The sequence below is a fragment of the Clostridium sp. HBUAS56010 genome (assembly GCF_007115105.1).
Classification (GTDB): Bacteria; Bacillota; Clostridia; order Lachnospirales; family Lachnospiraceae; genus Lacrimispora.
Genome location: NZ_SULJ01000003.1, coordinates 1 through 15,085 on the forward strand (window position 1 = coordinate 1; position 15,085 = coordinate 15,085).

General features: G+C 39.2%; 13 protein-coding genes. 3 read left to right on the forward strand and 10 right to left on the reverse strand.

The window, feature by feature from the left end:
- Positions 1-290: 290 nt before the first annotated feature.
- From FAY33_RS06660 to FAY33_RS06690, 7 genes are all read right to left on the reverse strand, one after another.
- Positions 291-1,118 (reverse strand): pentapeptide repeat-containing protein, encoded by an 828-nt coding sequence (locus tag FAY33_RS06660; RefSeq protein WP_143320055.1) that lies wholly within the window; start codon positions 1,116-1,118, stop codon positions 291-293.
- 411 nt (positions 1,119-1,529) lie between these two features.
- Positions 1,530-2,033, reverse strand: coding sequence for a hypothetical protein (locus tag FAY33_RS06665; protein WP_143320057.1), 504 nt, complete (start codon positions 2,031-2,033; stop codon positions 1,530-1,532).
- Positions 2,034-2,211: 178 nt separating this feature from the next.
- Positions 2,212-3,567 (reverse strand): MFS transporter, encoded by a 1,356-nt coding sequence (locus tag FAY33_RS06670; RefSeq protein WP_143320059.1) that lies wholly within the window; start codon positions 3,565-3,567, stop codon positions 2,212-2,214.
- A gap of 208 nt (positions 3,568-3,775) precedes the next feature.
- Positions 3,776-5,302, reverse strand: coding sequence for an AraC family transcriptional regulator (locus FAY33_RS06675; protein ID WP_143320061.1), 1,527 nt, complete (start codon positions 5,300-5,302; stop codon positions 3,776-3,778).
- A 54-nt stretch (positions 5,303-5,356) separates the two neighbouring features.
- Positions 5,357-6,922 carry a histidine kinase gene (locus tag FAY33_RS06680; protein ID WP_143320063.1) on the reverse strand — a complete coding sequence of 522 codons (1,566 nt, stop codon included), beginning with the start codon at positions 6,920-6,922 and terminating at the stop codon, positions 5,357-5,359.
- On the reverse strand, positions 6,919-7,500 hold the full coding sequence (locus FAY33_RS06685) for a hypothetical protein (protein ID WP_143320065.1): 582 nt from the start codon (positions 7,498-7,500) through the stop codon (positions 6,919-6,921). The genes FAY33_RS06680 and FAY33_RS06685 overlap by 4 nt, the downstream gene beginning before the upstream one ends.
- A gap of 4 nt (positions 7,501-7,504) precedes the next feature.
- The gene (locus tag FAY33_RS06690) at positions 7,505-8,536 is read right to left on the reverse strand and encodes a TRAP transporter substrate-binding protein (RefSeq protein WP_185967520.1); all 1,032 of its coding nucleotides are present in this window, start codon (positions 8,534-8,536) and stop codon (positions 7,505-7,507) included.
- Between the two features lie 454 nt (positions 8,537-8,990).
- Between FAY33_RS06690 and FAY33_RS06695 the strand changes: the two genes are divergently transcribed.
- Positions 8,991-9,770, forward strand: a complete 780-nt coding sequence (locus FAY33_RS06695) for a hypothetical protein (protein WP_185967521.1) — start codon at positions 8,991-8,993, stop codon at positions 9,768-9,770.
- Positions 9,771-9,872: 102 nt separating this feature from the next.
- On the opposite strand, the gene malQ is transcribed toward FAY33_RS06695, so the two are convergent.
- The gene (malQ, locus tag FAY33_RS06700; protein WP_279231814.1) at positions 9,873-11,393 is read right to left on the reverse strand and encodes a 4-alpha-glucanotransferase; all 1,521 of its coding nucleotides are present in this window, start codon (positions 11,391-11,393) and stop codon (positions 9,873-9,875) included.
- Positions 11,394-11,545: 152 nt separating this feature from the next.
- Between malQ and FAY33_RS06705 the strand changes: the two genes are divergently transcribed.
- Positions 11,546-12,295 carry an SIMPL domain-containing protein gene (locus FAY33_RS06705; protein WP_143320071.1) on the forward strand — a complete coding sequence of 250 codons (750 nt, stop codon included), beginning with the start codon at positions 11,546-11,548 and terminating at the stop codon, positions 12,293-12,295.
- A 132-nt stretch (positions 12,296-12,427) separates the two neighbouring features.
- On the opposite strand, the gene FAY33_RS06710 is transcribed toward FAY33_RS06705, so the two are convergent.
- Entirely contained in the window at positions 12,428-13,330 is a 903-nt protein-coding gene (locus FAY33_RS06710) for a mechanosensitive ion channel family protein (RefSeq protein ID WP_143320073.1), read from the reverse strand.
- A gap of 175 nt (positions 13,331-13,505) precedes the next feature.
- Between FAY33_RS06710 and lepB the strand changes: the two genes are divergently transcribed.
- A complete protein-coding gene (lepB, locus tag FAY33_RS06715; RefSeq protein ID WP_243126633.1) occupies positions 13,506-14,084 on the forward strand; it encodes a signal peptidase I in 579 nt (192 codons plus the stop codon).
- A 39-nt stretch (positions 14,085-14,123) separates the two neighbouring features.
- On the opposite strand, the gene FAY33_RS06720 is transcribed toward lepB, so the two are convergent.
- Positions 14,124-14,987: an NAD(P)-dependent oxidoreductase gene (locus FAY33_RS06720; RefSeq protein ID WP_143320075.1), complete on the reverse strand. Its 864-nt coding sequence runs from the start codon at positions 14,985-14,987 to the stop codon at positions 14,124-14,126.
- Between the last annotated feature and the right edge of the window lie 98 nt (positions 14,988-15,085).

Genomic DNA, 15,085 nt, shown 5'->3' on the forward strand with positions numbered 1-15,085 from the left:
GTGGTGACTTTATTTTACCAAACGGCTATAGACCATGTCTATTTTTTATGAAACTAAATTTGCGAAATTAATTATACGTCATCCCAATCGGCGGTCATCATTTAAAACCGTACTTATGGTTTACCGTATACGGCAAATCTCAGTTTTGTTGATTAATTCATTCCAATTTGCGTATTAAAAAACTACCAGCTTAACACTGATAGTTAGTAGTTTTCGTTGAATATTCAATTTATTAACTTCACATTATGATAATCTGCTTGTCGCAATTTTTTGTAACTTCATTCAATATATTATCTCCATGTAAATGGATAATCTAAATATTGGGGCAATTTCGTGTTTCGATTACCTTTTGCAGAGTTTATTTGTCCTTGTGATAAAAACACCGCATCCCTTAAATCCGCATTGCTAAAATCTGCGTCTCGCGTATCAGCCCCCAAAAATATTGTTCCACCAAACACACAATTATTAAAATTTGCAGCTATTAATAACTTTGTGCTCAAATCCAATCCCCTAAAATCTTTATTTTCAAAATTTCTCCCCAGAAAATCTGATGGGCATTTTTTGTTTTCCAAACACAAACTCTTTTGCAGTATAGCGCAAACCTGTTTCAAAAAGATATTAGCTCTATTTCTATATTCCTCTATATTAAATATCAAAATATCATGAGGCTTGGAATTACATATTATTTCATTTTCTTCAATCAGGGGGGTGATATTGTTTCGCAACATTTTAGCAGGAAGAATCGCCATAGCTTCTAGCAAAAAGTAACGTATTTGATATAGTTGAAACATCGCTATATATACATCAAATATTTCCTTTGCCTGACCTGGAGTATTTTGCCACGTTTGCCCCGAATAAATGAACTGTGTTACCTGCTGACCCGCACCGAAGCAATCATATCCGATGCAGCCTTTCATTTTTCTTTTTTCAAGTTCCCCATGAATTTTGCATTGAAAATCCCTCTGAAGATTAAAACAGGCTTTTCCTGCTTGTTTATTTTCCGGAAACCCATCCATTTTCGAAAAAAACAACGCCGTACAACATAGTCCACTACATTGTGAACAATCCGATTTTAATGATTGTAACGATATCGTATTCTCATCATGTATTTTTATCACTTATTTGCTCCAATCGTACCTAGCTATATTCCCAATGTCATTTTATAAAATAACTATTTTTCTGCTTAGTATATAAATAATTTCATGAATAGAATACCACTCCACTTGCTAACTATCCATATTAAGTTTCAAAGTACAATACTCCATCAAATAGCAATTTGTTGTAATAATATTCACAAAGCACCTTCACATCCAGTCGGTCATATCAAACAGGCTTAAATATTCCACATTTAAACTATTGGCTTTTTCCTGGATAACAGATTCCCATTAGCAGATAAGCACATAGACCATACCATTTATAATAAGTTCGATTGTTCCCAAAGCTCTCTTTATTAGGATTTCCAGGTTATTATAATTGGGGGATAATATAACTCTGCCGTTCTTGGTTTGTGGTCTAATTGCGTTTGATTACTAGATTGAAGAAATATCATGCTCATGCCCTTCATCTTCTTCGATTTCTTCATTAAGCGGCAGCTTTTTCAAATCCGACCATGCTTTTACACCAATTATGAGGGAGTATATTACCCAAACATGAAATACAATATCAATTATTGCATTAAAATCAATTCCAAAAGATAAAATCCATAGCAAAAAAAGAGTATCTAAGGAGAAAAATACTAGTGCTATAGCAATAAATACTTTTCGTTTTTTTGATAATAAATAACATGCACCATAACAACCAATAATAAGAAAAGCCACAATAACTGCAATATTAAGAAAAGCATTGTTTCCTGTTTCATTTGAAAATGATTGCCCTAATCCGACAACAAACATTGGGAATGTTGTGGAAAATAAAAAATTAATTCCGGAATTGACCAGAGTTAAAACAACATTAATAACAGAAAATGCTATGACTAGACGTAGGTTGCTTCTTGACTTGTTAAAATTCATTTCGACTTCGGATCGCTTCTGCATAAAATATCTCTCCAATTTCCTATAATTTCACTTCTTTTTGTGCTACTGTATGTAACTCGCTAAATACGTTAATTTGTCATTATTTTATCATTCAATGGAAACGTTGTCTATGTATTATTTCCATATAAAAAAGAACTGCTAACCTCTTTCTAAGATAGTTAGCAGCTCTATTTCATTTTTATTCTTGTTCTGTCTTATTTCTTTCTCTTAATTCTTTGGCTATTTCATTAAACCGTTTATCAGAAAGACTATAAAGGAAGAAGACTATAATGCCTGCAATTCCTAATGCAAATGCCGGATATAATAACAACAATCCCTTGATTCCGAATAAGGTTCCTGCAGTCTGCTGTACTTTTGGTACATAACCAATGAGGGATAAGCCAACACCTGCTGCAAAGCCTGCAACGGACTGGGCAATCTTTCTTGAGAAATTAAATACTGAGTATGTAATGGCTCCTTTTTTTTCTCCGGTTTTCCATTCACCGTAATCAATTGCATCTGAAACCAGTGCCCATGTCATACCGTTTGGTATGGATAATCCAAAATAAGCAATACTCTGGAAAATAATAAAGGTAATTAAGTTTGATGGAAGAATAAAGTTAATCACATCTGCAATAATACTAATGATAAAACCGATAATTACTGTGTTTTTCTTACCAACCCGTTTGGAGATAAGAGGCATTGCATATACACCAAGTAAAGAAGTTCCAATACTGATAAAACTTACATATGGCATTAAGATTGTATTTCCTAAATTATACTGGCAGAAATAGATCAACATTGCTGATCTTAAGTTATATGCTGAAATGGTAAATACCGTCATTAAAATCAGCACCAACAATGGTTTGTTTGTAAAAATAATATGCTTAATACTCTTTAATGTTATTTTTTCATGCTCAACCTTTTCAGATTCTGTAACTCTCTCTTTACAATTCCGAAAGGTCATGTAAAAGGCACCAATACCAAGTAATGCCATAACTGCAATTGCAACCGGGTATCCAACGATAGGATCATCAAATTTTGAAACCATAGGAACAACCATAATACCGGAAAGCAATAAAGCCATAGTACTTCCTAATTGACGGAACGCAGCAAGAGAAGTCCGTTCCTGCGGATCTCTGGTCATGGTAGATGCCAGTGTTCCGTATGGAATATTGGTAAAGGAATATAACATACCCCAGATCATGTATGAAGCATAGGCATAAATCACTTTTCCATCAACGCCCCAGTTAGGACTCATAAATACAAAAACAGATAAAATTGCAAGTAAAATACTTGAAATCATCATGACAGGTCTGTATTTTCCTGATTTAGGATTAAATTTTCTAGCTTCGATAAAACCGCCAACAAGAGGATCTACGATTGCGTCAAAAAGTTTTGTAACTAAAAAAATGCTTCCTCCGACAATAGCCGGAATTCCTGCCACATCAGTCAAAAACTTGAGTAAATACAACTGCCCCATATCAAACATAAAGCCATTACCTAAATCACCAAACCCATAACTGATTTTTTCTTTTAACGATAGTTTGTTCATAATTTCACCTGCATTATTCTTTGTTTTCTACAATATGTGACTTATTATAACAATTCTTTCAGCAGGATTTCCTTGACAAAATAGTCAAGTATATCATTATCTTGTTCACTTTTTTTAACAAAGTCAAAGCAAGGACGAAATTGTTATCCACCTAAAAATAAAATAACAATTTTGTCCTTGCTCTTTTAAACGCTTCTTTTTGCCCTTCTTATTCCCCTTCCTTTACCTGTTCCTTATATGCACTGGGTGTCTTACCCACAATCTTTTTGAACACTCTTGTAAAATAATTGGGATCAGAATATCCCACTAATAAAGCAATCTGGCTGATTGTCTGATCCGTTGTTTCAAACAGGGACATTGCTTTTTTTATACGAATTGTGCTGACATAATCAATGTAGCTCATATTGCAGTATTCTTTCATCAGCTTGGAAAAGTAAAAAGAACTAAATCCAATGATATTGGCGGCTTCCTCTAAAGAGATGTCTTCCTGATAATGTTCTTCTAAATAATTACAGATTTTTTGAATCAGTGCCTGGTTTTTTCTGCTTTTCTGTTCCAGACTTTTTTCTGCGTAATCCATTAATTGTTCAAAAAAAGACAAAATATCGGATTCCAGTTTTATATTCTCTACTACCTTGTCCGCTTCCGGCAACAAGGATTCCTTTGATAAGCCTTTGATATATCTTCTGACCACTGTGTATAAACCATGTACTTCTCTTTGCATCAACTCACTATGATCCTGCTTCCCAAGCTCTTTCACAATCTTTCTGATACATTCTTTTGCTTCTGGAAAATTCTTTTTCTCTATTTCAGAAATGAGTCTTTCTTCTATTTCATATGGGTAGAAATAAGTTCTTTTCTTACTGAAAAAGGATTGTTTAAAGGAGTACACGGTTGTCGGCAGATCCTCAATCCTCTGGATTAACCGGCTGCATTCATAAGAAACTGTTATACTCATATTTTTCTTACTATTCTCTATGAGAGTGGTTACAGTCTGCTTCAAGTCTTCTTCCGAATCCGTTTCGCTGAGGAAAAATAATAGCTCCACATCTGTCTCGCTTTGCTGCATACATTTTAGCCCGGCTTTTTCACTTTGTACCTTAATCCTGTTTAAAAATCTGGTACAAATAAAATCCTTTTGAACCTTTCCAATGGATTCTTCTTCCAAAACAGTTTCAAAATCTATGATAACGGCAATTCCTTTGCCAAAAGAATAATCAATAATATTCAAATATTCCTGTAACATCTGAGGAGTTGTGTTATACCTTTGAAGTAAATCCATAAACTCCTGTTCATAACGAATTTTAATCACTTCTAATTTTGATTCTATTTCAACACTGTATTTTTGCGATTCTTCCCTTTTTCTAAGCTTTCCCAAAAGACATTCTACCTGGGAAATAACCTCATGGATATCAATGGGCTTAATCAGAAACTCACTCACCTTTAGGGATATTGCCTCTTTTGCATAATCAAAATAGTCATAGGCTGTGATAATGATAATATCAATATCCGGCAAAAACTCACGAATCTGCCGAATCGCTTCAATCCCAGACTGACCAGGCATCTTGATATCAATGAAAATAATATCAGGTTTTACCTGTTCTGCCTGCTTTACAACATCAAGACCATTGGAGCACTCCGTCACTTCAAAATCGTTGGGGAAATTTTGATAAATGATGCTTTTAAGGGCTTGTCTTTCAATAGATTCATCATCTGCAATTAATAATTGAAACATAGCGATTCTCCATTTCTATAGCAGCTTTCTGTGCGATTCCATCTGATTGTCCTATCATTCCAGTGTAATCTGAATGGTAATCACTGTTCCTCTCTCTTTGGAACTATAAATCAAGAATTTTACCCGGTTTTCGAAACTCCGATACAGCCGATAAGAAACATTCTCCATGCCGATCTGGGCATCCTCTGCAAAATTATCACCTTTATCCATTACCCGGTTTCTTGCATCCTGTAATTCCTCTTTGTCCATCCCTGTCCCGTTATTATAAATACTGATCACCATCCTATCATTTTGCTGTTTCAGCCGGACAATAATTATCCCCTTCTTCACAAGCTTTTCGATTCCGTGTCGAAAGGCATTTTCTACAATGGGCTGTAACGTGAACATAGGGATCTTAATCTGTCTTTTCCTGGTAACCGTATCACTTATGATCACTTGATAATCCAGTTGGTCTGCCATTCTTGCTTTTAAAAGAGTGAGATACTGGGTGATCATATCAAATTCTTCTTCAATGTATACATTCTGATCTGCTTTTTTTAAATAATGGCGTAAAAATTTAGAAAATGCAAGGAGTAATTCATACACATGATCTGCCTTTTCAAGGTAGGCGGTCATGGATATGATATTTAACGTATTAAATAAGAAATGGGGCTGAATCTGCATCTGAAGTCCATGAAGCTGTGCTTCCTTCAGCTTTTCCCTTACCTTGATCTGCTCCAATTCTTCTTTTGTTAATTGTAACTGCAAGTCAGCTTTGTTTTTCTCTTCTTCAATCAGCCGAAGCTCCAGCCTTGACTTTTCTTTTGCTTCTTTATTTAATTTATAAATGGTCTCCAGTAAATGATTAAACTGTATGGTTAACTCCTGTATTTCCTTGGGTCCATCCAAAGTGATTACTTCATTTTCTTTTTCGCCCTTTGAAATATCTTCTGTAATTGCCATGATGTTTTTGATTAATTTACTGGCATATTTGGCAAAGGCATAGCAAAAGCCAATACTGACTGCGAATAAAAACAGAAAGAAACCTAAAACCATTGCCTGCAGATATTTGGAATTATCAATGGACTGATGGATAAATTCCTGATTTTCATCTACGCTATAGCGCAGAATCTCCTGCAGATACAGATTAATGCGGTTGGATATCTCCAAGGTTTCCAAATACATGGAATAAGCGGCACTTTCTTCGCTCATTTCATCTATATCGCCTGGAGCACTGGTTTCATAGTCCCTCAGCCATATCATTTCTTTCGCATGGTTTTGAAACCGCTTTACCAGATACTTTACAGTCCGGATACGAAGTTTGGTGTCTCTTGTTGTAAAGCCATTCTCCAGATCGTCCAGGTATTGATTGGAGAGTCTGATATTATAAAGCAGCTCTTCTGTCTTTGATTCATCCCCACCTTTTTCGATTTCATAAAGAATTCCTTTGTTTTCTTCCTGTAATTTATAGAGTTCATTTATATTGGATATATAAGTTAAGTATGTTGAATTACTCCTTAACACATTATGGTTGAACCGTACAACAAAGAAAGCAATTGCTCCTAAAATTAAACCTATGCTAAGAAAATAAAGAATTAACTGCTCAAGAATTGATAACTTTCTTCGTCCCTTATTCTTCATAAAGACTTAACCTCTGTATTCCTAAACTGTATCATCAGTTCTGTCCTGTTGTCTTCTATTATAATGCTGTTTTCCCCAAACATATCTTCCCATCTTTTTTTCACTTCATAAAAGACATCACAGCCCTCGCTTTCTTTGCTGGTGATCTCCTTCCTTATCTGTGTCCAATCTGCCTGTCCCTTCATTACTAGATTCACAGTCCATATCTGTTCAACAAAAGAAACGGTAACATTTATCTCCAGATCCCGGTCATCTTCCTGCATCTGCTCCAAACAGCCGCTCATTGCACTGCAAAAGGAAAAGTGGGGGATCATCACGGACTTTGTATCAATATCCGGCATGATTACTACTTCCGTCTTCAGCTCATTGTTGGATTTTATTCTATAATACTCCAGCATCATCTTCATATATACCAGTTCCATATTCGCGGTTACCATCTGTTTTTCATAAGACCAGCGGTATTTTAAAACCTTTATATAGTTTCTTAACATCGCCTCTACATGGTAGGCTTCTTCCAATACTGCAACTCTTGAAATATGATTCAGATCCAAAAGTAATTTTTCTTTCCATTTGTCCATTTTATTATTCCATTTCCTTAATTGCCTGAATCGTCTTCTGGTATTCTTCTCCAAACTCCTCATATAAAGAAGAACATGCCTCAATGAATTTCTGCTTCTCTTCCTCTGTTAGCGTAAGAAATACCACCCCTTTTTCTTCCAGTGATGTTCTTGCACGGTCTTCTGCCTTCTTCCACTGCTCCCTTTCATACTGCTCTGTTTCTTTGGCGCACGCTCTGAGAATCTGCATATCCGTATCTGTCAGTTCCTCCAAAGCCGCCTGAGATGACACCAGAATCTCCGGTATTCTGGTATGCTCATCCAAAAGAAAATATTTGCACGCTTCATACTGCTTAAAACTGAAAAAGGTAGGAATGTTATTCTCTGCACCATCCAGTGTCCCCATCTGGACATAACGGATAATCTCATTTTCAGCAACATTCTTTGGATTGCTTCTCAATGCTTCACACATGGCAAACATCATGCTGCTTGTCTGAACCCGTATTCTTTTTCCTTCAAGCTGATCCAGGGTTTCAGCTTTATCTTTAAAATAAAAACTTCTTGCACCGCTGTCATACCATGCCAGTCCTGTCATTCCTGCAGCAGATATGGACTGGAGCATCTGTTCTCCGATCTCACTGTTTAATACGTTCCACATATGGGCATCGTCACGGTACAGATAAGGCAGCATCAACACATTTAATGAATCTGAATATTCTGCCATTGGCGCAATGGAAACTCTGGCAAAACCAAGGGTACCATTCTGCAATTTTTCAATCACATCTGCCTCTTCCCCCAGTTTTCCTCCCGCCGTCACATGAATCTGAATCCGGCCTTCACTTCTTTCATAAACCAGGTCTGCAAACCTTTGATCAGCCAGAACGGTTGGATAGTCACCTTCCTGCAGCTCTGCAAGTTCAAAGGTATGAGTGAAACTGCTTTTATCTTGCTTATTTTCATTCTGTGTCTTTTTTATTAACATACTTCCTGCATATACAGCACCTGTTATAATTGCCAGGATGATTAAAATACTGCATATCTTTGTCTTATGCTTCATCGTCGATCCTTCTCCTATTGCAATTGATTCCATGATTAATCTCTATTAGAAACAGGAATCCTATTATTCTACACTTAAATTTCCTTCTTTATTTATTGTATCACACAAATCTATGATTCTGTCTGGAAAAGCAAAAAAGCACCTCAAATAATTTCATACTTGGGATGCTTCCTTATTACATATACATTGCTTTTTCTCCTCCCCCTGTAACGTTACATATCTTATCATTAATCTGGCACATTTACAAGTATCGTTACCAATCAGGAAAGTTATTTCTGCAATCCACGAACCTTTTTGCAAGACTTTGTTCGTAAGAATAAATTAAGTTATTACAATTTATTGCTTCATCTTGTAAGATTCCCGATTTTCTGCTATGCTAGGACGTGTCCTGAAACAAGCAGGTTTCAGACAATATTTGGGAAACATAAATACAATCAGGAGGAAAGTAAATCAGATGAACCATTATAATAATCAGTCAAGACCAGTCCGCAGGCAATCAGGCGCCCCGAACCGACGGGATTCGGGCAAACGTGGTTTTCTTTCGGTCCTTCTGTTTTATGTGCTGCCTTTTATCGCGATCAATGGTCTTATCTTTTTTCTTGCTACAGAGAAGCCAAAGGGTGATGTAACCATTGCAGAAAGCAGTGATTATATCTCTACAACCATGGAACTGAAAATCAGCTCAATCCTCCCCTTAACCGCTACAGAAGTATTCCTTGACGGAACTCCCGTGGAGATTAAAAAAAGCGGCGCAAGAACTTATACTGCTGCGTTGCAGAATAATGGAGTACTGGAAGTTAAGCTTACCTGTTTTAATAAAATGAAGACAATATTGTACGAGCAGGTTAACGTACTGGATGATACGCCGCCTGCCATTAAAGATAAGGTATTTAAAGATGGGATTCTTTCCTTCCGCCTTGAGGACAGCCAGTCCGGTGTGAATTATTCCTCCATCTCTGCTTATAACGAGGACAAGCCCATCATTCAGCCATTGTCTATTGACAAAAGTACCGGACTTGTGATGTTTGAGATCAAGAAAGGGAACTTAACCGTTTCTGCCAAGGATAAGATCGGCAACGAGATGCACGTTACCTTTAATCCAAGAGGTGAGAATGTGGAAGAAGATGTCCTGGAAGACGAGACACAGGATGAGGAAGATATCTCTGATGAAAACAGTACTAATGAACGTTCTGAAAAGCAGACCAGTCAGACGCAATCCGTCTTTACCCCCTGATCCAGGGATCAAAAAAGAGACTTTAAGAAATATCAGCCGGGAACATGGCACTTATTTCTTAAAGTCTCTTTTCTTGTAATCAGACATCATCAAAGAAGCAGGTTACCGCAAACGCCCATAGAGGAATGCCAGTTCCCGGCACCGATCCAGAACGGATTCGGTTAAAGCACCAGGTTTCAGGCGCCAGCGCCAGTTTTTCCCTATTGTGGACGGCTCATTGATGCGGGCTTCTGAACCAAGGCCAAGATAATCCTGAACCGGAATGACTGCAAGGCGGGCAACACTTGATAATGCCAGACGAATGTAGTTCCAGGAGACTTCCTCCTCCGGAGGGTTCTGTACGTTTAAATAACGGTCTGAAAAGGAACGGTCCTGGTCTGAAAGATGATGATACCAGCTCTTTAAGGTGTCATTGTCATGGGTTCCGGTGTATACCACACAGTTATTTGTATAATTGTGGGGCAGATAATCGCTTTGCTCCCAGGAATTAAATGCAAATTCCAGCACCTTCATTCCAGGAAACCCGGTCTGCTCCAACAGAGTGCGGACTGATTGGGTTAAAAACCCCAGATCTTCTGCAATAATATCCAGGTTTCCAAATGTCTTGTGAAGCTGGCAGAAAAGTTCCATTCCAGGTCCCTTCTCCCAGGTCCCGTTTACGGCATTCTCATCACCCGCAGGAATCGAATAGTATTCATCAAATCCACGAAAATGATCCACCCGCACAACATCATACAGTTCAAAGCTGTATTCCATACGCTTTTTCCACCACTGGTAATCCGTTTCCCTGTGATATCCCCAACGGTACAGGGGATTTCCCCACAATTGTCCCGTGGGAGCGAACTGATCAGGAGGACAGCCTGCCACTGCAATGGGAGAACGGGTTTCATCAAAGAGAAATAATTCCGGATGAGCCCAGGCATCCGCACTGTCAAATGCCACATAAATGGGCATATCCCCAATGATTCTGATTCCCTGGGAAGCCCCATATTCTTTCAGCCGTTTCCATTGCTCCATGAATTTCATCTGGAGAAATCCGTAAAAACCAATCTCTTCCTTTAACTCCTTCTGATAACGCATCACTGCCTCAGGAACCAGAAACCGGATATCTTCCTCCCACACATTCCAGCTTGCACCGTGAAAATGATCCTTACATGCCATATATAAACAGAAAAGAGCGGTTTCTTCTCCGCATGTCTCAATGGATTCCTCCGCCGTATGCCCCTTACTTCTCCACCGTTTGTAAGCACTCTTTAATAAGGGAAACCGATTATGGTATAAACGCTCATAATCAATCTCATCTTCCCTGTGTCCAAAATCTGCCATATCACATTCTTCCCTGGTCAGCAGTTCTTCCCTCACCAGTTCTTCCAAGTCAATGAAATAGGGATTGCCGGCAAATGCGGAAAAGGACTGGTAAGGTGAATCGCCAAATCCTGTAGGACCCAGGGGGAGAATCTGCCAGTACTGCTGTCCTGCTCTTTTTAACTGATCAATAAATTCATATGCTTCTTTTGAAAATGCACCGATTCCATATCTTGACGGAAGACTCGCCACCGGAAGCAGCATACCACATTCCCTCATAAGTACCCTCCTCTTTTTTTGCTGATTCAACAGTAACACGGCGGCTTCATAAATACAATAAATAAAGTTTTTTTCTGTCCGGATTTTTCTGTAAAGAAAATCTATGAATTTCGACCTGGAATGTTAAGAGAAAAGAAATACATCATTTCTTTTTTTCCTGTAAAATAAAGGAACATAAAGGAGGAATTTCCATGAGAAGAATCAATAAGACACTGGCTGGCATACTTTTCGCCGCTACGGCACTCAGTCTTACCGCGTGTGCCAAGACCCAATCTGTGGCAGCACCTGCTGCCAATGTATCCGCTGACCAGAGAGCGGCAAGTACCATTCAGGTACAGAGCACAGAAGATGTAAAAGTAATTCCCGACATTGCACAGATCAGTTTTGCAGTATCAACCCAGGAAGCAGACCCTAAGACTGCTCAGGAGAAGAACAGTGCCGATGTGAATAAAGTCCTTGATTTCTTAAAGCAATCCGGAATCGAAGAAAAGTCCATTCAGACTTCAAACTTTGGGCTGCAGCCTGTTTATGATTACACCTCCGGTCAGACCATCACCGACTACCAGATGCGGACCACTCTTCTCGTATCAGATCTTCCCATCGAGAAAGCAGGAACCATCGTTGCCTCCAGTATTGACGCAGGAATCAACAACATTGACAGCATTTCTTATCTGTCAGGCAAATACGACGAAAGTTATCAGGAGGCTTTAAAAAAGGCAATCGCCTCTGCAAAAGTAAAAGCTGAGGCAATGGCAGAAGCAAGCGGCACCAAACTGGGAGACATCTACAGCGTGGAAGAAGTGAGCACTTACAACAACAGCCGCTATGTGGGCTACACCGCCAATGGCTCCGCCGCTCAGACAGAAGCAAAAGCCATACCGGTTGAGCCAGGGCAGTTAAATATCCAGGCTCAGGTTATCGTAACTTATAAGATTAAATAATACAATTCCCCGGCTAACTCTCCTGCCGGGGAATTTCTGCTGAACGATCCTCTTTTACGGTTTTGATTCAAAAAGATCATAATATATCAGACATTTAACAGATAATTATTTAAAATTGTTTTTATCTTATGCTTATTCCCGGCTCAATGCAGATAAAGAATGATAGGAAATCTCAATACCGGATTCTTCCAGTCTGAGTTTGCTTTGTTCCAGTATCTCTGGCCGCACGCTCCAATATTCTTCCATCAGTGTCCAGCCTCGGATTCCAAGCTCCACCCCCAGATCCGTCAGTCCATTGACATATACCTCCCGCACCTGGTCTTTTAAGATTCCCGGATGATCGTTTATGATCTTCTCAAGAACTTCCTTTGCTTTCTTCAAATCCGATTGATAGCTGATTGTAACCAACAGATCCAGCCTGCGGGTCTTCATGGCAGTTACATTGGTCAGTGCAGAATTGGATAAGACTCCATTGGGGATGACAATCCGCTTGTTATCTGCTGTTGTTAGGATTGTATAAACCAGACCAATGGTATGAACCGTTCCTTCCCCATCCTTTGCCACAATATAATCACCAACCCGGAAAGGTCTCATAAGAAGAATCAGGACTCCTCCTGCAAAGTTCGCCAGACTTCCCTGAACAGCAAGACCGATGGCAATACTGGCAGAACCAAGAAGTGCTACAATAGTTGCTGAATTAACTCCGATCTGACCTGCTATAATAAAAACAAGCAGACAATACATGGCTGCATTGAGAACGGATAAAAGAAATCTTCTCAGACTCAGCTCCATATCCATCTTTGTAAAAGAACGCTCCAGCATCTTATGAAGGATCTTAATAATTCTGGAACCAATAAAAAGAATCACAAGAGCAATAAGCAGATTGATTCCAAAGGAAACCAGATCCGGGACCCAGCCTTTTATGGTATCCAGAATCACGTTTGGTTTTAACTGTTCTAAATTCTCCTGAACCTCCTGTTTGATATCCAGAACAGGTTCCTCTGCTGCCGCAGCGCCAAGGGCATAAAATATCATAAACATTCTCCTGTCTCTTTTCATCTATGCAAAAGCATAGCACATCTTTTGGTGAAATTCCACTCTTATTGCAGGAGATTATGTTTTCTTTATGATTGTGAATATTTTCTTACCATTTCGTGAACCCCCTTGCGTTATGAGGGAAACTCATATAAACTCAAAGAAGAAACTTTCAATGAAAAAACATAGGAAAAGAGACAAAGCCATGCCCAACCAGGAGAAAACATTTAACTGGAAAGAAGAAATTATCAGTTGGATTAAAATTATTATTACGGCTGCTGTTATTGCGTTTGTGCTTAACAACTTCATCATTGCCAACAGCAGAGTACCAAGCGGTTCCATGGAACAGACCATTATGACAGGGGACCGGGTCATCGGTTCCAGACTTTCCTATCACTTTTCTGATCCGAAACGGGGAGATGTGGCAATCTTCCATTTTCCGGATGATCCTACTGAAAAGATCTATTATGTAAAGCGGATCATCGGACTTCCCGGAGATACAGTGGATATCAGGGAAGGCAGGGTTTACTTAAACAACTCTGAGACTCCTCTTGATGAACCCTATCTTCCGGAACCTATGATACCGGAACCGGATGCCCATTTCGAAGTCCCGGAGGACTCCTACTTTATGTTAGGTGACAACCGGAACCACTCCGCAGATGCCAGAAGATGGAATCAGAAATATGTGAAAAAAGATAAGATTATTGCGAAGGTCCTATTCCGCTATTTTCCATCCATTAAAAAGATTAAATGACAGAAAACCATCAGCCAGAGCTGGTGGTTTTCTTAACAGTTACCACTGATAATATTTTACAAGAGCCTGAGTGCCTTCTTCTCCATGCCCTTTCTCATCCATCTCTTCATACATGGAAAGAACATATTCTAACATTCCCAGATTGGCACCTGCTTCCCTGCCCTCTTCTGCGGCAATCTTCATATCTTTGATAAAATGCTTGATGAAAAATCCCGGTGCAAAATCTCCTGCCAGAATCCTTGGTGCCAAAGCCTTTAACTGGGCGCTTCCTCCTGCTCCTGTCGCGATGGATTCCACCATGTTTTTTTCATCAAGCCCGTTTGCTCTGGCATAGACCAGTGACTCACAGACACCGGATAACGCTCCTGCAATGGCAATCTGGTTGCACATCTTGGTGTGCTGCCCATTGCCTGCCTTTCCCTGATATCTGATGTTGGCTCCCATGGCTTCAAACAATGGAAGGCAGGCATGGAAATCTTCTTCCTCTCCTCCTGCAAAGATGGTGAGTGTGCCTTCTCTCGCTCCTGTATCTCCTCCGGTTACAGGGGCATCCAGAGGGTTCAATCCTGCTTTTTTTCCCGCTTCGTAGATACGGACCGAAAGCTTCGGGCTGGTGGTAGTCATATCTATGATATAGGTACCGGGATCTGCACTGGCAATGATTCCGCCTTCTCCCAAATAGACCTCTTCCACATCAGAGGGGTAACCGACGATTGTTATAACCGCATCCTTTCCCTTTGCACAGGAACAGACATCCGGACACCACAAGGCGCCTTCTAAAAGAACCTCTTCTGCTTTCTTCCTGGTCCTGGTATATACAGACACTTCAAATCCTGCCTTCATAAGATTGCGGACCATTGATTTTCCCATAATCCCAACTCCAATAAATCCAATTTTCTTCATGCTATAAACCTCCTTTGGTGTGCTCCTCTTTTATCATGTTAACACTGTGAATGAATAAAATTATTAAGAAATTGCCTCCAGGATTATAACAGAACAAT